The following is a 19860-nucleotide window of genomic DNA, read 5'->3' as shown; positions in this document are numbered from 1 at the left end:
TTCTCAAAGCTTGACCGGCGACCTGGCGGTCCGCCCTAGGCACGGCAATCGCAGCTATCTGCCCGATGATTCGAGCAGCGCCACAACCATGCTGAATCAGTCGGGCAGCACCTTCGTGGGCGCTGTGCAGCAACCCGCGAACCTGAAGCCTGCAGCAATAGTGGACAGGTAGGGTTTGCATCTTCCTCGCGTCACACAAGATCTGCGCCTGCCCACACCTTACAATATTTTAAAGCAAAAAATGCACCAACGTTTTTGTCCGCATGGGTTGGTGCGAACCCTTGGCGCACATCGCGATTGCGAACGAGTTCGCGAGAACTTCGGCCCGCCGCGGAAGCGCATCAATAGCATATGCACGCAATAAGTGCATATTTGAACCGAAGTGGTGCGATGCTGACGCATCGACTCAAGTATGGCAGGCGGCGCTTGGCGCCGGAGCCCCGTCGCAATTCGTCTGTTACCAGCCGACGTACCCGACAGATCAGTCAAACGCCAGCCACCCGGGGCAAATCCTCTGTACACATTCGGCCGCTGCTCTTTTCGGCAAACGTGACTGTTATTGGGTCGGGAGTGCTCCCCTCAGTATTTTCGGAAGTGGACGTCGACGTCACGGCGCCGGTCGATCGTTGCCGGCGATCCGCAACCGTTCGGAAAGGAAAGGCATACTTGCCCGCCGACGCAAAGGCGCGGATCACCGTTGAATCCTGGAAGCTGCCGTTGAAGGGGCGAGGGATCCAGTGGCCGGATCGGGTCGACATGAGCCAAAGCGTATCGGGCAGTAGACGGCCCGAACCCGGTCATTCAGCATGAGGAAATACCCTGTCGTAGGGCGTCCGGTCCAGGTCGGATAACTGCCGTTCAGGAATGACCGGAAAACTTGCTATAGAGGTTGGCAGGCCAGACGGCCATGAGAGAATTCTTTCTTGCTCTTGCTCTTGTCCTCATCGCCTCATGAAGATTCTCGAATACACAGGCCTCGACACTTCACGCGTCAAGGCCAGCTACGACAAGGTGTCCGCGGCCATCGCCCGCCACGACTTCCGGGCTGCCCAAGTCAAGAAGCTCGCCAATCTGAGCCACGGCAAGTTCTACCGGGCGAAGCTGGATGACGCCGACCGGCTGTTGTTCTCGCTGGTGCGCCACGGGGATGAAGTCTGCGCACTGATGCTGGAAGTGATCGCCAATCACGCCTACGATAAGTCACGTTTCCTGCGCGGCGCGGCGATTGACGAGAGCAAAATTCCAGACATCAGCGCTGATGACGCCATCAGGGAGGCGCAAGCTCTACGCTACCTTCATCCCGAGCGTACCGGCATTCACCTGCTCGACAAACCGATCTCGTTTGATGACACGCAGGAGACCATTTACCGACAGCCACCTCCCTTGGTTGTCGTCGGCAGCGCTGGCAGCGGCAAGACCGCACTGACGCTTGAAAAGCTCAAGCATGCCGAAGGTGAGGTCCTCTACGTCACTCACTCCGCCTTCCTGGCGCAGAGCGCCCGCGACCTTTATTACGCCAACGGTTTCGAGCATGGCGCTCAGGATGCCGTATTTCTGTCCTACCGGGAGTTTGTCGAGTCGATCCGCGTTCCGGCAGGACGCGAGGCTAGCTGGCGCGACTTTGCGGGCTGGTACTCGCGTATACGGCAGAACTTCAAGGATGTCGATGCCCACCAGGCTTTCGAGGAGATTCGCGGCGTGATTGCCGCCGGGTCGGGCGGTGTCCTGTCGCGCGACGAGTATCAAGCACTGGGGGTGCGTCAATCGATCTTTCCCGTAGAACGGCGCGACCAACTCTACAATCTGTTTGAGAAGTATCGCGCCTGGCTGGCCGAGGCAAAGCTCTACGACCTGAATCTGGTCGCCCAGGACTGGCAAGCGCTGGCTGCGCCGCGCTACGACTTCGTGGTTATTGACGAGGTGCAGGACATCACCACCGTGCAACTCGCGCTCGTGCTGAAAACCATCAAGAAGCCTGGCCATTTCATGCTCTGCGGGGATTCCAACCAGATTGTCCATCCCAATTTCTTTTCCTGGAGCCAAGTCAAGAGCCTGTTCTGGAAGGACCCGAAACTGGCCGAGCGGCAGGAATTACGCGTGCTAATGGCCAACTTTCGCAACGGCCTGGAGGCCACTCGCGTCGCCAATCAGTTGCTCAAGATCAAGCAGCGGCGCTTCGGCTCCATCGACCGGGAGAGCAACTTCCTGGTCCAGGCCGTCGGCGGCGAGACCGGCCAGGTTACGCTGATACCCGACAAGGACGCCACCAAGCGCGAACTGGACCAGAAGATTCGCCAATCCGCCCAGTTCGCCGTCCTGGTAATGCGCGATGAGGACAAGGCCGACGCCCGCAAGCACTTTGCCACGCCGCTGTTGTTCTCGATCCACGAAGCCAAGGGTCTCGAATACGAGAACATCGTGCTCTACCGTTTCATCTCGGATCACCGGGGCGAGTTCAACGACATTGTCGAGGGCATCGCCAAGACCGATCTGGCGGTCGAGACACTGGATTACAAACGCGCTAAAGACAAGAGTGACAAGTCGCTCGAAGTCTATAAATTCTTCGTCAATGCCCTGTATGTAGCGCTGACGCGCGCCATCAAGAACATCTACATGATCGAGTCGGACACAGGGCATGATCTGTTCGGGTTGCTGGATCTGATCGTCGGCCAGACCAGGATCGAGGCCAGGCAATCCACGCTCGAAGACTGGCAGAAGGAAGCACGCAAACTTGAACTGCAGGGCAAGCAGGAGCAGGCGGAGGCCATCCGCCGCACCATCTTGAAGCAGGTCCCGGTGCCGTGGCCGGTGTTCGATGAGGCCAAGGTCAGGGAACTGCTGATCAAGGTCTTCCGCGAGCAGTCTCCGGGCAACAAGGGCAAGCAGCAACTCTTTGACTATGCCGCCTGCTTCGATGAACCGCAGCTCGCCGAGTGGCTGGCAGTCGAGGCGAAATTCGAGCAGGCACGAACCTTTGATCAGCAGCGCGCGGTGTTCGCCCGCAAGAGCTACGTCCCTTTCTTCGCCAACCGCTTCAAGGACATCCTCAGGCAGTGTGACCAGCATGGCGTCGATCATCGTCTGCCAATGAACCAGACGCCGCTGATGGCCGCAGCTGCTGCAGGAAACGTGGCGCTGGTGGAAGCCCTGCTGGAGCGCGGTGCCGACCGCGATGCCGTCGATCACTATGGTCACAATGCCCTGCACTGGGCTTTGCGTCAGGCATTTGGCGATGCAAAGTTCGCTGCTGGCCCGCTGGCGGCAATCTATGAATGCCTGGCTCCGCCCTGCATTGATGTCAGAGCGGGCGATCGCTTGGTCCGCATCGACCGGCATCTGTCTGAATACTTTCTGTTCCAGACCCTGTGGGTATTGTTCAAAGCACGATTCAGCAAGATACGAGGCAATACAGACAGCGCGTTCCAGACCCAAATCATCCTCGACGCCTGGCAACACTTACCCGCCAACATCGCGCGGCCAGAGCGCAACAAGCGCCAGCATCTTTCTGGCGTGCTGGCGAGGAATGAAATCGACAGAGACTATGCCTACAATAGATCCCTGTTCCTGCGCGTATCCACCGGGCGGTACCAGTTCAATCCCAAACTCGCTGTGCGTCGCCGCCAGGGCGAAGAAGAAAACTGGGTCCCGATCTACACGGCACTCAACCTCCCGTTGATTAGCGAGTTTGCCTACAACGACGGCTGGATCAGCACCTGGGACAATATCGACAAGCTTGTGGTCCTTGCTGGACTACCTGAACGAACCACACCCATCGCGGCTGAACGCTTCGCCGAACGGCAAGCGGCCAAAATCAGGGAGCTGGACGAACGCAGAGCCAACCAACTTGCTGCCAAAGCACGCATTCGTGCAGCCGCCGAAGCCACCCAGAACAGAGCACCGCGATGGGGAACAAAGGAAGCTAAACGGCTTGAAATCGAACGTGTGAAACAAGAAATCGAAAGACGAAAGAAGGGTTGACTTGCCGATATTTCTTTGGGGCGGCTTTCGGCCCATCAACTGTCGTTCGCTCAGCGATCCGGGCGGACATTCGAAGATCCGCTTCGCTCAGTTAAGGGACGTTTCGTCCAACATTTGGTTGGACCCATCATCGGCCATAGCGGTCGGTTGCCGATCGGGCAGCGTGCGGCGGCAGCAGGTCGCTTCATTTCCCCGATCCGCTATCGCCGATCACGGGAATAGTGAACTGAAAAGTCGCGCCGTATCCGGCATTGTTCTCTGCCCACACCCGCCCACCATGGGCATCGATAATCGAACGGCAAATAGAAAGCCCCACACCCATACCTTCGGGCTTCGTAGTGAAGAACGGATCGAATAGCCGATCGGCGTGCTGCAGGTCAATTCCTGTCCCGGAATCTTGCACCGAGACGATCACATAGCCGTCGTCGCTGCGCCACGACTTGATCGTCAGTTCGTGCGGCCGGTCTTCGATCGTGCTCATTGCCTGGATACCGTTTGTAATCAGATTCGTAATGACTTGTGCCAGTTGGATCCGATCGCCAAGCACCGCCGGCAGTCCCGGAACAAGCATCGTCCGCAACGTGATGTTGTACTTCAAGACCTCGCGCTGGAGCAGTACCATGACGTCACTGATCAGCTCGTTGATTTCCAGTCGCGTCATCTCAGGGGCAATCCGCTTTGCGAGCATGCGGACGCGCCTGACGATCTCGGTCGCGCGTTGTACATCAGTAAGTATGCGTTGCACGGAGGCTCGCACTTTTTCAAGGTCGGGTACGTCCCGGTCAATCCATCGCAGGCACGCGGCACCATGGGTGGCGACCGCTGCGAGAGGCTGGGCGATTTCGTGGGCCACCGACGCGCCCAATTCGCCGATCGACGTCAAACGAGACACCTGTTGCAGCGCCTCTTCGATCCGCTTGCGCTCGGTGATGTCGGTGCCCGTTTCGAGGGTCGCGATCGGTCGCCCCTGTTCGTCTCGCACCAGGGCCCAACGGCTGGCCACTGCGGCTTCCGACCCGTCGCGCCGGGTATTGACGATCTCGCCTTCCCAACGGCCCGTTTCAATCAAAGTTTTTTTGATGTCCTCGAGTGCTGCAGGAAAACGCGTGTGAAGCAGACGGTCGGCAACGTGGCCGAGCGCCTCGTGTTTCTTCCACCCATAAAGCGCTTCCGCGCCGCTGTTCCAGTAGGTAATTACATCGTCCATATCGAGAGCTACCACGCTGTCGTGGGTAAGGTCGAGAAGCTGTGCCTGCTCACGATGGACCGCTGCCAGTTGGCGAGTCCTATGCACGAGAAAGGTGACGACGAACGATGTTACAAAAAAGGCGGTCAACACTACGATGTCCTGCTGGGCATCTACCCGGAAGGTAAATAGTGGCTGTGTAAAGAAAAAGTTGAGGCAACCAACAGCGATCACCGAGATAGCTACCGATGAAACGAGGCTGCCCATCAGTGACACCAGCAAGACCTCGATCAGGTAGACGAACCCAACTACCGCGACGCCGGCTCCCAAGCGAAAGCAAACCCAGGTCGCGATCGCTATGCTGATAGCGCCGGCGAACAGGATCGCGGCAACGGAGCGCGATTGAACGATCCCGTGGGTCGTTCTGGTTGCGTGCATCCCCCGCCAGCCATCATTCGCAAGGAGATCCTTCATTCGGTTTTTCCCCTTTGAACGGCAAGTCGAAGCGCTGACTCGCCCTCTCGGTCAAGGGACACGGCAAACCATGTGCTCGTCGGACGCGGTAGTCGCAAAGTCTGGGAAGCGCATGAACAAGGTTCCCGGCCCCACGATGTGCAGCAGACAGGCATGATATTCGAGCGAAGTCAGGGGAGCTGTCCGCTCGCCGGCGCACAGCCCTGATGATAGATCAGGATTGACAGGACGGTCCTCCCCAATGAAAGTAGGGCTAGGGTGAACGCCGAGGTGTTGCCAAGCGCCAGCACAGGCCAGAATGTCCGGGCGACGTCGTCAATTGCGAACGCATACTTTTCTACAATCCATTATTGGGGCGCCACAAGCCGCCCTTCACGGGGCGTGCGAAAGTCGGGAATTGCGAATTCAGGTACCAGCGGCTCACGGTCGAAGGGTCGGGGAATCTTGAAGCATCTGGTGCAGCCGGAAAGAACGCATCTCGCGGCACCCGGTCCCTTCCCGACGCTCGGCGCGTCTGTCAGGACCATCAGTACTCGGGGCGCAGTTTAACCAATAGGCAATTGCCGTCTCGAACGCCTCTGCAAGCAGAATTACGACACCGGTTACCGACCTCGTACGGGATCAGCGGCTGTAGCCGTATGAGCCATGCAACGTTCGCGTGTTAGTCTCCGATAACGACATGGAGGCTTTCATGCAACGAGTGATCACCTATCGTGGCTTCGAGATTCACGTCGAGTTGACTCCGGCTGCGGAGGACACGTTCAACGTGACTGTCCAGATCAAAGGCGGTACCAACCTCGAAGTGCTCGGCGCGCGGGGGGGCCGGATCGCGCTGCGCAACGGCCCTTTTACTGAACGATGGGCCTACCTGGTTGGGGAAGTCGCCGGTCAAGCCGCAATCGACCTGCTGCTTGGCCCGACTGGCTGATTCCATTCCTGTTTCGCCGCCTCGACACACTCACTCGTCCCGCCGAGTACGGTCACTAGCTGCGTTCGACGTCACACGCACGACGGTCGTCGCCGTTGAGAGCATTGGCGTCAGGCCCAATCTCTCACCGGGAGACGGCGTTCATTTCATTTCGACAGACGATAGGGCCGCTCAGGCCAGGTAGCGGCGATTGTTTTTGAATGCGAGCGTGACGCCCGGCGTCGTGGGATCATCTGTTGTGGCTGTCTCGGGCCGCACGCCTTTGAGTTGCCAGCCCCCACCTCCGGGATCAGACGAACAGGATAAATATATGAAGCTTCGCGTCGGATACGAACTGTCGTACGAGTGCTCACAACCGACGCCGATGATGCTGATGCTGAACACGCACTTTTCGCATGCAAAGGATATTGTCGAGGCAGATCTGCTCGTTACCGATCCGCCGGTGGCGACGAGGCAGTACCGCGACTTGTTCGGCAACCTGTGCACGCGGATAATCGCGCCCGCCGGGCGTGTTGGCTTGAGCACGACCGCGCTTCTGAATGTGCCAAATGCGATGGAAACGCGTCCGAAAGACGGTCGGGGCCATCCAGTCGAGCAGTTGCCCGACGATACGCTCGTTTTCCTATTGGGTAGCCGCTATTGTGAAACCGATTTGATGGTCGACGTCGCGTGGAAGGTTTTTGGACAGTGGGCGCCGGGCCGCGAGACTGTTCTCGCAATCTGCGACTTCGTGCACCGGCATATCGCATTTGATTACCGGCATGCGCGGCCGACCAAAACCGCAGCGGACGTTTACCGCGAACGAAGAGGCGTCTGCCGGGACTTCGCCCATCTGGGCATCACGCTATGCCGCGCCATGAATATTCCGGCTCGCTACTGCACCGGTTATATCAGCGATGTCGGTTTGCCCCCCGTCGCAGCGCCGATGGATTTCGCGGCGTGGTTTGAGGCCTACGTAGGGGGTAGCTGGCAAACCTTCGATCCGCGTAACAACGCACCGCGCATCGGGCGCGTTTTGATGGCATACGGTCGCGACGCCGCCGATGTTGCGATAAGCAATGCGTTTGGGGCCGCCGTGCTAACGCACTTCAAGGTGCATTGCGATCAGGAATAACCGCGCGCAATTGGCCATTGCTGAGCCGACGGGGAATTTTTGAATCCCCTCCCGGTAACGTAAGCATTTGGACCGCGCTGGCCTAATTGATTGCGCGCCTGAGCGTCACCGCGTCGTTCACCCGTTCCACGCGTCAGTCGTTCGGTGGACTATGGGCGACCGGATGCGCGGCGGAGTATGTCCAGCAAAGTTACTCGGCGAATGAGCGCTGTGCTCCTGGACGGAGACGGCGAGGCCCCCTCGAAACGCTTGACGGACTGACTCAGGGCTTGAAGTGGTTTAACCGGCTGGCCAGCGCCCGCAACTTCATCGCGCACATCGGCGCGTTCTATCTGGCCCTCGACAACACCGAGCCCGCTTGGGACCTGCTGCTCGTCAAAGGGAATATCAAACAGTTCGATGACCCGCGTACCTACGTGCGGTTCTCCAGCGTCATGGAGATCATGGACGGCTTAGATGAAGTCGTGTGTTTCTCCATGACAGAAGCAATTGTCTGCCGTTGGCGACGCATCGCTTAGGATTGGAGGGCGACGGAAAAATTCTGCCCTTGCCACGTCTGACTCGAGGTCCAGAAGAAGGTGAATGCAAGCGATGAACCGGCCTGGGCTGCTTGCGTGACCAGATCGACGTAGTAGATGCCGAGCGCCGTTGCGGTGGCTTCGCTGTCCTCCGACGTGGCCCAGTCGTCGATCGTCCAGCGCAGGCGGAAAGGCGCAGCCAAAGGGATCCGAATTGTCGTGGCGGCCGGAATCGACGGCAGCGGGCGGTTGAAGTTCCAGATTTCGATATTGCTGCGAGCGCGCGGCGCCTGGCCGGGCTGAGACTGATAACGATCGGCGACGACCTTCAGGTGGTTAAAGACCTGACCGTCCGAAGTGGAGCGAACGAGCTTGATGTATTCGGCGTGGGCCCACGCGAGCGGCATGGCAGAGCCAGTCGGCCCGCCAGTGACGAAGGGCGGGTTTGCCAGATCGGGCAGATCCCACACTTGCTCCGGAAGCAGACCGCGCGTTCCAGCGAACGCCTCGAGAGCGCGGATGTAGGGGGTGGGGTCGCCACCGGCGGCCAATTCGTAATGACCGCGTTCGCCAGTGAGCAGCGGCCAGGGTCGACCAACGCCGAAGGTAGCGCCGTCGTACCAGTCCTCGCCGAGATTGCCTTGACCATAACCGTCGTGGTTGTATCGGTAAAAGGCAGGCCCCTGCGGCAGAATTTTTCTGATTACTGCATCGACTACCTTGACTGAGTTGACGATGATCGGATCGTTCGCGGCGCGAATGCCATAGCGCACCAGTTCGAGAAAACCCGCGTCCACGGTGGTGTTTGCGTTGTAGTCTTTCTCCCAGACGGTTACTTGGGCGGTATCTGGATTTTCTGGAAAATTAAAGACGCCATTGACGTGCGTCGGCAAGATTCGAATGTAGTGCTGCGTCACGCCCGGAACCGGTGAGCCTTCCGCAGCGACGCACCATGTCTCTAGATGCGATTCCAGAAAATCTGCGTATTCGAGCAGGAACTGGGCAGTGCTGGCGTCCGCCCATTTAGTAGCCGCGCAGACTAGCGCCGCGATGTTCGATGCCAGTGTCGAAGGGGAGTATCCTTCGAGTTCTTCCCATCGTTCCTGCTGAGTCATGGGGCCGTTCTTGATCAATGCGCCTGCTGCGGCCAGCACCATGCCGGTGGGATCGAACTGACGCAGCAGACCGGCTTCGCTCAAGTGATAGGCCAGAATGATTGGAAAGGAATATTCGTCGAGCTGCGAGGCATTGTCCCGCCAAGGCTCGCCGTCAATGAAAAACTTTTGCGGAAAGCTACCATCCGCCAATTGCGACGCAGCGAGAAACATCAGCCCGCGTAGGGGCGCATCCTGCGCGCCCGCGGCCAGCAGCGCGAGTGCACTTTGGCACATGTCACGCGGCCAGACCATGTGGTAGCCGGCAGCGAGGTCCCGCACCGTCTGTCCCCACGGGATGCTCAGTGAAGCCACCAGCGCGCCGTCGGCCGTCTTGTCCTCATGCGCGAGCAACACGTTGCGGCTCATGTTGAAAAGCGCATTGCCATCGCCCGTAATGTTCGCCTTGGGCTGGAACGGGTCGCGAACAGCGTCGTTCCAGCCCTGGATGAACGCTTGCTTGTGGCTGTATGGGTCGGCGGGTCCGTCGAAGGGGTAGGCCAGCGCCTCGGATACAGCGGTCAGCGCCTTGTTGGGCGTGCTCTGCGTAATCGGCGTCGGTTCGTCGACGCAAAACGCCAGTGCCAGAACGAATTGATTCTGCCCTGCGCGGTTGATCTCTGCCGTCACGGCGACGTATCCGTCCTTTGCTGCGTCGTAGTTCCAGACCGGCAAGCGCTTGTTTGCGATGATGTCGGTCCAGCCATCGTTCACTCCCACGAAGCCGCAACCCGTCGTGCCGAAGCCGCAGTCCGCGCCCAGCGCGAGCCAGTAATGGTCACGCGTCGCGACCAGGCGATCGCCATTTGCGGTGCTGACGCGATGCGCGGTGTTGCCAGCGCCGTATCCCGCCATGTGAGGCGTCAACAAGGCATAGACGTGCAGTTTGTTAAGGAAATCCTGGTCCCCCTGCAGGGTCGTGCGAACCAGCACGCAGGCCGAACCCTTCTCGGCGATCACGTCCTGCACGACGGTGTAGGGTTGCCCTTTCGCCTGGGATGTGAGCCGGCAGGATAAGGCGGGCGGCTCCGGCCATTCGCATCGATGGTCGAAGTCCTTCTGCGCGTCGTGATAGAAGCTCGACCCGTCGGTAATGATCAGCTGGAAGTCTCGTACCTGAGGGGTGTCGACATCCGGGAAGTAGATTTCCGTAAGGATGCCGCCTGCTGTCGTGTACCAGACCTGGCTCGACAGCGAGTACGCCGTTCCGACGGCGTCTTTGTCCGCGCGGCTCCAGTTCAGCGGATTGCCAGGTGCGCCCGGAGCCGGATTCGATTCAAGCAGATTTGCCATCGCATCTCACTCCATATCTTTGCTTCGATCGATCAGAAATCCACGTGATGAGCAGAAGAGCGGGCATGCTACGCATTGTAGCTATCGAGGATAGCGCTTTTGACGTGCATAGAGAGGCACACGTGGGGCCGCTCAATCAGCGACAGTTCGGAGGGACGCTTGCCGGCGCGCCTTCCATCACAAGCATGTAGAAGTCGTTTCCAAGTGCGGCGTGTGATCGTGATTACGTTGGCTACGGATCCGCCGCGTCGTTCAGCGGCCTGGGGGGGAGTCGGGGCATCGGCCACGAGGGGGAGGCGAAGCTGTAAACTTCGCCTGATAAGCCTCTACGGCGGACGACAGCAGCGTGGAATAAGGAGGGAACTGGCGAAGTCGCGTACTTCGGGGTTCGGCCAAGAGGCGTCATTCGCCCCGACCGGTAACCGGACACATAGCAGTGGCATGCGCCCGCTAAGCGACCATTCAACCGCCGGACACGCACCTTGCTTTCTCGGCCTGCCGGCACCGTGGTTGGCGCGACTTAGGTCAACGGCGTCATGGGTTAGGTCGTCCCGCAACAACTTCGCGGATGTATCGCATCTGCGTCGGGAGAGGGTAGCGACGTCCCTGACTGACCGAAGACGTTTCAAGGCTGCCGACTTTGTGTCGTGCTACGAGCGTCGCTGGCAGATCGAGACCCGCTACCACGAGTTGAAGCAGTCGATGCTGGGCATGGAGCTGACCCTTCGCAGTCAGACCGTGGAAGGCGTCTACCAGGAATTCTGGGGCGCGCTGATCGCCTATAACCTGATACGTCTGGAGATGGCCAAAGCCGCACTTGCGCCCGGACATGCACCCGATGAACTGAGCTTCATCCGCGCGTTCCACACCATTCAGTACGAGATGACATGGGCGGCCGTGACGCGCTCGTACGGCAAACTGCCTGCGCTGCTCAAGCGCCTGCATGAGCGGCTCAGGCAACTTCCCAATGAGAAACGGTCCGGGCGCAGTTGCGCTCGAACCGTCAAATCCCGACCGTTTCGTTATACCGTTCGAGTCCTTAAAAGAGACCTTAACTGAACGGCATTACGCCGTGCAGCGAGTTTTTTCGCGCCTTGCGGGACGCGGGATGGGCCGCGGCAGAGTCATAGGGGCCATCCGTCGGCCGCGGCTTACATAAAGTTGATAAAGCAACTAGCCATTGGATCTCTCTCGCCACAATCGTCGTCGTTGCGCGACAGAAGTAAGGAAGTCTTTCGAAGCAATGCGGCGTGCACAAGTGAAACCTGATCATTCAATGTTGAAACCGGCAGGTTGATCCGTTTTTGGAAAACGTCGATAAATCAATGGCATTTCAATCGAAGGACAGCTTGGTCCGTTCCTTGCTCCTATGGCGAGGATTCGCGCGCGGGTAAGTTGGCGAGCGTTCGAGGGCGCGCCGACCGGATCCTTCCTCATGGACAGGTCGGGCGTGCATCCCATCAATTTCAGAGGGTAAGGATCAGAATGAACCACGGAGCAAACGGGAGACAACCGCTACACGCCGAGCATGATGTGAAAGAGCGGATGCAAGTCGGCCGCTCGCACGACGAGAGTCGCAAGGTTGCCTCTCACCCCGTCTCGAACTGGGCGTGGGCGACGGCACACGGTCACTACGACTGGATGGATTCGCACGTGCCGTTTGCCAGTCTTGACTGAGCCGGGGCGTAATTACGGCTTGTCCTGGCTGGATCGGTCCCTGCGTCGGGACCAACGTAGATCTCACAACATTTGAACTGCCCGGTCGCCCCGCTCTGTTCCGGGCGACGGAATCTGCGTGCCTATGGAGGTTTCCGGCGAACGCGGTCCTGTCCAGGGGCTAGCCTTCGATGAGTACCTTCAGGCGCTTTTCCTTCAGCCGCCTCTGACGGCTGGCGCAACTGCTGTCCGTTTGCGACGCCTGGTTCGCCAGGCGTCGCGACCCCATACGAGTCCCTGCCTATCATGAACTACCTTCCGATCAAATCCCTGTTGATCGCCAACCGCTCCGAGATCGCGATCCGTGTGATGCGGGCGGCCGCTGAGATGGACATCCGTACGGTGGCCATCTATTCGAAGGAAGACCGACTCGCCCTTCATCGTTTCAAGGCTGATGAGAGCTACCTGGTGGGTGAGGGCAAAAAGCCGCTCGCGGCCTACCTCGATATTGACGACATCCTGCGGATAGCGAGGCAAGCGAAGGTCGACGCCATTCATCCGGGTTACGGTTTCCTCTCGGAGAATCCCGATTTTGCGCTGGCTGTGATCGACGCCGGCATACGCTGGTGCGGCCCCTCCCCGGAAGTCATGCGCGTGCTCGGCAACAAGGTGGCGGCGCGTAACGCGGCGATCGCTGCCGGCGTGCCGATGATGCCCGCGACGGACCCTTTGCCACGCGATCTCGACGAATGCAAACGTCTTGCGGCGGGAGTGGGCTACCCGCTGATGCTCAAGGCAAGCTGGGGCGGTGGCGGGCGAGGCATGCGGGTGCTGGAAAGCGAGCAGGATCTCGAGACAGCGCTTGCCGCGGCCCGAAGGGAAGCGCTCGCTGCATTCGGCAACGACGAAGTGTATGTGGAAAAGCTGGTGCGCAACGCACGCCATGTCGAGGTGCAGGTGCTCGGAGACACGCACGGTAACCTCGTGCATCTCTACGAACGCGACTGTACGGTGCAGCGGCGCAACCAGAAAGTCGTGGAGCGGGCACCCGCGCCGTATCTCGATCAGGCAGGTCGCGCGGGGCTGTGCGAATCGGCGCTAAGCCTGATGCGGGCGGTCGGCTACACGCATGCCGGCACGGTGGAGTTCCTGATGGATGCGGACTCGGGCAAGTTCTACTTCATCGAAGTCAACCCGCGCATCCAGGTGGAGCACACGGTCACCGAGATGATCACCGGAGTCGACATCGTCAAGGCGCAGATTCGCGTTTCCGAAGGCGGCAGGATCGGCCTCGCCGAAGACACGCTGGATCACGATGGTGCTATCAGCAAACGTTCCGCCGGAGTACCGGTTCAGGCGGAGATTCCGCTGAACGGGCATGCGCTTTCAATGCCGGATCACAACCGAGGACCCCGACAATGGCTTTCTGCCCGACTATGGGCGGCTGACCGCTTACCGCAGCGCGGCAGGCTTCGGCGTGCGGCTGGACGCCGGCACTGCGTATGGTGGCGCGGTGATCACGCCGTACTACGATTCGCTGTTGGTCAAGGTCACCACGTGGGCGCCGACGGCCGCCGAATCGATCCGGCGGATGGACCGCGCGCTGCGCGAATTCCGCATTCGCGGTGTCGCGTCGAATCTGCAGTTCCTCGAGAACGTCATCAATCATCCGGCCTTTGGACGAGGCGATGTCACCACGCGCTTCCTCGACCTGACGCCCGAACTGCTCGCCTTCACGAAACGTCGTGACCGTGCGACCAAGTTGCTGCGTTACCTCGGGGAGGTGAGCGTCAACGGGCATCCGGAAATGAGCGGCCGTGCACTGCCTGCGTTGCCGCTGTCGAGGCCGGTGATCCCCGCAGTGGACACGCCAGGCCCAATGCCCGCGGGCACGCGAGACCGCCTGCGCGAACTTGGAGCCGAAAGGTTCGCGCGCTGGATGCTGGACCAGAAGCAGGTACTGCTGACCGACACGACGATGCGCGATGCGCACCAGTCGCTGTTCGCCACGCGCATGCGTACCGGCGACATGCTGCCGATCGCGCCGTTCTATGCCCGCGAGCTTGCGCAGCTCTTCTCGATGGAGTGCTGGGGCGGCGCGACGTTTGACGTCGCGCTGCGCTTCCTCAAGGAAGACCCGTGGGAACGCCTCGCGCAGTTGCGTGAACGGGTGCCCAACATCCTGTTCCAGATGCTGCTGCGTGGTTCGAACGCAGTAGGCTATACGAACTACGCGGACAATGTCGTGAGCTTCTTTGTCCGCCAGGCGGCGAGTGCCGGCGTCGACCTGTTCCGGGTCTTCGATTCGTTGAACTGGGTGCGCAACATGCGTGTGGCCATCGATGCGGTGGGTGAGAGCGGGGCACTGTGTGAAGGAGCGATCTGCTACACGGGCGATCTGTTCGACTCGTCCCGCTCGAAGTATGACCTGAAGTATTACGTCGGCATCGCACGGGAACTCCAGCGCGCCGGCGTGCACATTCTCGGCATCAAGGACATGGCGGGCATCTGCCGTCCACAGGCTGCCGCCACGCTCGTGAAGGCGCTCAAGGAAGAGACCGGTTTGCCTGTTCACTTCCATACGCACGACACCAGCGGTATTTCGGCCGCTTCGGCACTCGCCGCGATCAATGCCGGCTGCGATGCAGTCGACGGCGCGCTCGATGCGATGAGCGGCCTCACTTCGCAACCGAACCTCTCGAGCATTGCCGCTGCGCTGGCAGGCAGCGAGCGCGATCCCGGGCTCAGTCTCGATCGGTTGCACGAAGCGTCGATGTACTGGGAAGGTGTGCGTCGCTACTACGCGCCGTTCGAATCGGAGATCAGGGCCGGCACGGCGGACGTTTACCGTCACGAGATGCCGGGGGGCCAGTACACGAACCTGCGTGAACAGGCTCGCTCGCTCGGGATCGAACATCGCTGGACGGAGGTGTCGCGCGCCTACGCGGACGTCAACCGGATCTTCGGCGATATCGTCAAGGTGACGCCGACCTCGAAGGTGGTCGGCGACATGGCACTGATGATGGTGGCCAACGATCTGAGCGCGACTGACGTGTGCGATCCGGCGAAGGATATCGCTTTCCCCGAATCGGTCGTGTCGCTGTTCAAAGGGGAGCTCGGCTTCCCGCCCGACGGCTTTCCGGCGGAGTTGTCGAGTAAGGTCTTGCGGGGCAATCCGCCCGCGCCATATCGGCCCGGCGATCAGCTTCAGCCAGTCGATCTGGACGTGGCGCGCGCGCAAGGCGAGGCTGCCTGCGAACACCCGCTCGATGACAGACAGCTCGCTTCGTACCTGATGTATCCGAAGCAGACGGCCGACTACCACGCACACCTGCGCGCGTACGGCGACACCTCCGTGTTGCCCACGCCGGCGTTCCTGTACGGCCTGCAGCCGCAGGAAGAAGTCGCGGTGGATATCGACCCGGGCAAGACACTGCTCGTGTCGCTGCAGGGACAGCACGCCGATGTCGACGAGAGCATGGTCAAGGTCCAGTTCGAATTGAACGGGCAGTCACGCACGGCCGTCATCGAGCAGCGCAGTACCGTGCTGGCGGGGCCGGCGCGTACGAGCCGGCCGGTTGCCGATCCAGCCAATCCACGGCATATCGCAGCGCCCATGCCGGGTTCGATTGTGACCGTCTCGGTTCAACCCGGGCAGCGCGTCTCAGCCGGTAGCACGCTGGTCGCCCTGGAGGCGATGAAGATGGAGACGCACATCGCGGCCGAACGTGACTGCGAAATCGTTGCGGTGCACGTACTGCCGGGTGAGCGCGTAGCTGCGAAGGATCTGCTCATCGAGGTAAAAGCGGCGAGCGATTGAAGTAGCGAACATCTCATCTGAGGTGGGGTAGGCCTGCTCGGGCATAGAACAAGTCTATGCAGAAAGCCCAGGCGAGTCGCCCCGCTTTATTGGATGTCGACGCGAGCGTTGCCCGGGGGCTCGACGCTCTTCATCCCGTGCTCATATGCGAGGCGCGCGTCCTTGTCGCCATGGAAGCGTTCATCGAACTTGACCTGAGAGTCCTCGTTTCCCATGCCGGCCGACTGGCCGAGGTAATAGGCCGCCTGGATCGCGACATCGCGATCGGGATAGGCCACGTAGTGGTAGCCCGCAGCACTGGTTGTCAGTACGCCGGCAATTAGCAGGATCAAACCCATTATTGACTCTTCGTTGTGATCGATCTTTCCCACATTCGATTGATCACGCTTGGCGGCAGCAGATTTCGGCGACGAGGTCCGTGTTTTCCGAGGTGATGGCCACGGTGACGGCGATGCGTCCAATCGCCGGAGTCGACGTTTGACCAAGGGCGTCTGAAAAGCGTGGAGCCGGAAATATTTGGCCCAAGGCGGCAGGAAGCCGGCGTAACCCGGATCGCGGCCAGATCGAAAGGCCCGGCCCCAGGATAGAGAAATGGAATTTTTAGGGGAAATAGCTGATGGCGCAACTAGGTACAACCCGAGGTTTCCCGGTCCGCGCACAGCGGCCGTGCGTCGATGCGACGTGGAACTATCGGCTTATCATATAGAAGATATCACAACTACAAAGTTGTGATATCTACCACTTGCGCTTACCATACAGGGTTGACCGGACCGCGTTGAACGTTTGTCCGGACACGCCAACGAATGGAGGCTCGGATGGAGCAAGGCGCCCGCCAGCAAGACGAAAAGCTCGATGTCAAAACCACGACCTGTTACATGTGTGCGTGCCGCTGTGGCATCCGCGTCCACATGCGCGACGGGGAGGTGCGCTACATCGACGGCAACCCGGAACACCCGTTGAACCAGGGCGTCATCTGCGCCAAGGGTTCGTCGGGGATCATGAAGCAGTATTCACCGGCGCGCCTGACGCAACCGCTGATGCGAAAGCCCGGCGCGGAGCGGGGCACCGCGCAGTTCGAGCCCGTCTCGTGGGAGGTGGCGCTCGATATGATCGAGAGGCGCCTTGCGCATCTGCGCGCGACCGACCCGAAGAAGTTCGCCCTTTTTACCGGACGCGACCAGATGCAGGCGCTCACGGGCCTGTTCGCGAAGCAATTCGGCACGCCCAACTACGCGGCCCACGGCGGCTTCTGCTCGGCGAACATGGCTGCGGGCATGATCTACACGATCGGCGGTTCGTTCTGGGAGTTCGGCGGCCCGGACCTCGATCACGCGAAACTGTTCATCATGATCGGAACGGCCGAGGACCACCACTCGAATCCGCTCAAGATCGCCCTCTCGAAGTTCAAGCGCGCAGGCGGCCGCTTCATCGCGATCAATCCGATCCGCACGGGCTATGCGGCAATTGCCGACGAGTGGGTGCCGATTCGTCCCGGTACGGATGGGGCGCTGTTCATGGCGCTGATCCACGAAATGATAAGGACCGACTCGTTCGACCATGAATTCGTCAAGCGATACACCAACGCCGGCGAGTTGCTCGATATGCGGGCCGACAGTGATTCTTTTGGGCTGTTCGTCAAGGATCCGTCGGCGCCCGAAGTCAACCCGCTGTATCCGCAGAACCATATGTGGTGGGATGTTCATACCCAGCAGGCGGTCGTCCACCATGCCCCCGGTGCAGAGCCGGCGCTTGACGGGCACTATGCGTTGCCCGACGGCAGTCCGGTCTCACCGTCCTTCTCGATGCTGCGCAAGCGTGTCGCGTACACGACGCCTGAGTGGGCGGAGGGCATTACCGGTATCCCGGCAGAGACGATCCGGCGCATTGCGCGCGAAATGGCGCAGACCGCGCGCGACCACAAGATCACGCTGCCCATTCCGTGGACCGATTCGTGGGGCGTGAAGCACGAAACCGTGACGGGCAATCCGGTCGCGTTCCATGCAATGCGTGGGCTCGCCGCGCACTCGAACGGCTTCCAGTCGATCCGCGCGCTGGCCGTGCTGATGTCGTTGCTCGGCACCATCGACCGGCCCGGTGGCTTTCGCCACAAGTCACCGTATCCGCGCGCGGTACCGCCGTCGGCGAAACCGCCCAACAGCCCGAACGACGTCAAGCCGAATACCCCGCTTCCTGCCGGGCCGCTCGGCTGGCCCGCTGCACCCGGCGACCTTTTCATCGACGAGGCGGGCGAGCCGGTTCGCATCGACAAGGCCTTCTCGTGGGAATACCCGCTCGCCGTGCATGGCCTGATGCACAACGTCATCACGAACGCATGGCGCGGCGACCCGTACCCGATCGACACGCTGCTGATCTTCATGGCCAACATGGCCTGGAACTCGTCGATGAACACCAGCGAGGTCCGCAAGATGCTGGTCGACCGCAGGCCTGACGGGCAGTACAAGATCCCGTTCCTGGTCGTGTGTGACGCGTTCCAGTCGGAGATGACGGCCTTCGCCGATCTGATCCTGCCGGACACGACCTACCTCGAGCGGCACGACGCGATGTCCATGCTTGACCGGCCGATTTCGGAGTTCGACGGTCCGGTGGATTCCGTGCGTGTGCCCGTGCTTGCGCCAACCGGAGAGTGCCGGCCGTTCCAGGAGGTGCTCGTCGAACTGGCGAGCCGGCTGAAGCTGCCTGCGTTCACAACAGCCGACGGCAACCGCAAGTTCAAGGACTATCCGGACTTCATCGTCAACTTCCAGACCGCGCCGGATTCGGGTGTCGGCTTCCTGATCGGCTGGCGCGGCAAGGATGGCGACAAGGCGCTCGTGGGTGAGCCCAATCCCAGGCAGTGGGAGGAGTACGCGAAGAACAACTGCGTCTTCCACTACACGCTGCCCGAAGAAATGCAGTACATGCGCAACGTCAACGGGCCGTACATGAAGTTCGCGGTCGAAAAGGGGTTCCGCAAGTTCGGCGAGCCGATCATCATTCAGCTCTATTCGGATGTGATGCAGAAATTCCGCCTTGCCGCGCAAGGCAGGACGGCGGGGCGGCAGCCGCCCGAATACCTGCGCGCTCGTGTCGAAAACTATTTCGATCCGCTGCCGTTCTGGTACGCACCGCTCGAGCTTGGCGCCACCGACCTTGAGCGTTATCCGCTCGCCGCGGTGACGCAACGCCCCATGGCGATGTACCACTCGTGGGACTCGCAGAACGCGTGGCTACGACAGATCCATGGCGAAAACTATCTCTACATGAATCCGCGCATGGCGCAGGAAAACGGTGTCGAGGACGGCGGCTGGATTTACGTCGAATCCCAATGGGGCAAGGTCCGGTGCATGGCGCGCTACAGCGAGGCTGTCGAGCCGGGGACGGTGTGGACATGGAATGCGATTGGCAAGGCGGCGGGCGCGTGGAATCTCGGGCCCGATGCCAATGAGTCGCAACGGGGTTTTCTGCTGAACCACCTGATCACCGAAGAACTGCCTGACGGGGACAGCGAGCGGCGCTTCCCGAACTCCGACCCGATCACGGGACAGGCCGCGTGGTACGACGTGCGCGTGCGCGTCTATCCCGCCGAGGCGGACGCCGACCACACGCTGCCGCAGTTCAAGCCGATGCAGCCGCTGCCGGGTTCCACTGGACCGGTGGCGAAGGTTCAGGCGTATTTCGCGGGCAGCGGCAAGTTCGCGGAGCGTCTGCGCAATTCGGTGAAGCGAAAGTAAGGAGGACC

9 protein-coding genes and 1 pseudogene are annotated in these 19860 nt (G+C 60.5%); 7 read left to right on the top strand and 3 right to left on the bottom strand.

What is annotated here, in order from left to right; translation table 11 throughout:
- Nucleotides 1-951: 951 nt before the first annotated feature.
- Complete coding sequence (locus OKW27_RS02185) at nt 952-3978, top strand: ankyrin repeat domain-containing protein (protein WP_429332386.1); 3027 nt, start codon at nt 952-954, stop codon at nt 3976-3978.
- A gap of 184 nt (nt 3979-4162) precedes the next feature.
- Here the strand turns inward: OKW27_RS02185 and OKW27_RS02180 are convergent, their stop codons facing one another.
- A complete protein-coding gene (locus OKW27_RS02180) occupies nt 4163-5638 on the bottom strand; it encodes an ATP-binding protein (protein WP_429332385.1) in 1476 nt (491 codons plus the stop codon).
- A gap of 691 nt (nt 5639-6329) precedes the next feature.
- Here OKW27_RS02180 and OKW27_RS02175 point away from each other — a divergent pair.
- The 3 genes from OKW27_RS02175 (at nt 6330) to OKW27_RS02165 (ending at nt 8198) form a co-directional block, all read left to right on the top strand.
- The gene (locus OKW27_RS02175; RefSeq protein ID WP_184058717.1) at nt 6330-6566 is read left to right on the top strand and encodes a hypothetical protein; all 237 of its coding nucleotides are present in this window, start codon (nt 6330-6332) and stop codon (nt 6564-6566) included.
- 310 nt (nt 6567-6876) lie between these two features.
- Nucleotides 6877-7680, top strand: coding sequence for a transglutaminase-like domain-containing protein (locus OKW27_RS02170; RefSeq protein WP_429332384.1), 804 nt, complete (start codon nt 6877-6879; stop codon nt 7678-7680).
- 269 nt (nt 7681-7949) lie between these two features.
- Complete coding sequence (locus OKW27_RS02165) at nt 7950-8198, top strand: hypothetical protein (RefSeq protein WP_429332383.1); 249 nt, start codon at nt 7950-7952, stop codon at nt 8196-8198.
- Here the strand turns inward: OKW27_RS02165 and OKW27_RS02160 are convergent.
- Nucleotides 8195-10645, bottom strand: coding sequence for a glycoside hydrolase family 15 protein (locus OKW27_RS02160; protein ID WP_429332382.1), 2451 nt, complete (start codon nt 10643-10645; stop codon nt 8195-8197). The two genes, OKW27_RS02165 and OKW27_RS02160, sit on opposite strands and share 4 nt — an antisense overlap.
- A gap of 441 nt (nt 10646-11086) precedes the next feature.
- Here OKW27_RS02160 and OKW27_RS02155 point away from each other — a divergent pair, with 441 nt between their 5' ends.
- Together OKW27_RS02155 and OKW27_RS02150 are read left to right on the top strand one after the other, a co-directional pair.
- The gene (locus OKW27_RS02155; RefSeq protein ID WP_429332381.1) at nt 11087-11704 is read left to right on the top strand and encodes a transposase; all 618 of its coding nucleotides are present in this window, start codon (nt 11087-11089) and stop codon (nt 11702-11704) included.
- 903 nt (nt 11705-12607) lie between these two features.
- Nucleotides 12608-16121, top strand: a pseudogene (locus OKW27_RS02150) (pyruvate carboxylase).
- Nucleotides 16122-16207: 86 nt separating this feature from the next.
- Here OKW27_RS02150 and OKW27_RS02145 read toward each other — a convergent pair.
- Complete coding sequence (locus OKW27_RS02145; RefSeq protein ID WP_090811444.1) at nt 16208-16459, bottom strand: hypothetical protein; 252 nt, start codon at nt 16457-16459, stop codon at nt 16208-16210.
- A gap of 477 nt (nt 16460-16936) precedes the next feature.
- Between OKW27_RS02145 and OKW27_RS02140 the strand changes: the two genes are divergently transcribed.
- The gene (locus OKW27_RS02140; RefSeq protein ID WP_429332380.1) at nt 16937-19852 is read left to right on the top strand and encodes a molybdopterin oxidoreductase family protein; all 2916 of its coding nucleotides are present in this window, start codon (nt 16937-16939) and stop codon (nt 19850-19852) included.
- Nucleotides 19853-19860: the final 8 nt, after the last annotated feature.

Origin of the sequence: Paraburkholderia sp. 35.1 (genome assembly GCF_050436525.1) — a bacterium.
GTDB classification, from domain to species: domain Bacteria; phylum Pseudomonadota; class Gammaproteobacteria; order Burkholderiales; family Burkholderiaceae; genus Paraburkholderia; species Paraburkholderia tuberum.
Note: the sequence above shows the minus strand (reverse complement) of the source record. Positions and strands in the feature narration are given on the sequence as shown.

What these genes read in the sequence shown, in the direction of transcription:
- OKW27_RS02160 (WP_429332382.1), bottom strand. Translation starts at nt 10,645, where the DNA reads ATGGCAAATCTGCTTGAATCGAATCCGGCTCCGGGCGCACCTGGCAAT.
- OKW27_RS02145 (WP_090811444.1), bottom strand. Translation starts at nt 16,459, where the DNA reads ATGGGTTTGATCCTGCTAATTGCCGGCGTACTGACAACCAGTGCTGCG.
- OKW27_RS02180 (WP_429332385.1), bottom strand. Translation starts at nt 5,638, where the DNA reads ATGAAGGATCTCCTTGCGAATGATGGCTGGCGGGGGATGCACGCAACC.
- OKW27_RS02185 (WP_429332386.1), top strand. Translation starts at nt 952, where the DNA reads ATGAAGATTCTCGAATACACAGGCCTCGACACTTCACGCGTCAAGGCC.
- OKW27_RS02140 (WP_429332380.1), top strand. Translation starts at nt 16,937, where the DNA reads ATGGAGCAAGGCGCCCGCCAGCAAGACGAAAAGCTCGATGTCAAAACC.
- OKW27_RS02155 (WP_429332381.1), top strand. Translation starts at nt 11,087, where the DNA reads ATGCGCCCGCTAAGCGACCATTCAACCGCCGGACACGCACCTTGCTTT.
- OKW27_RS02175 (WP_184058717.1), top strand. Translation starts at nt 6,330, where the DNA reads ATGCAACGAGTGATCACCTATCGTGGCTTCGAGATTCACGTCGAGTTG.
- OKW27_RS02170 (WP_429332384.1), top strand. Translation starts at nt 6,877, where the DNA reads ATGAAGCTTCGCGTCGGATACGAACTGTCGTACGAGTGCTCACAACCG.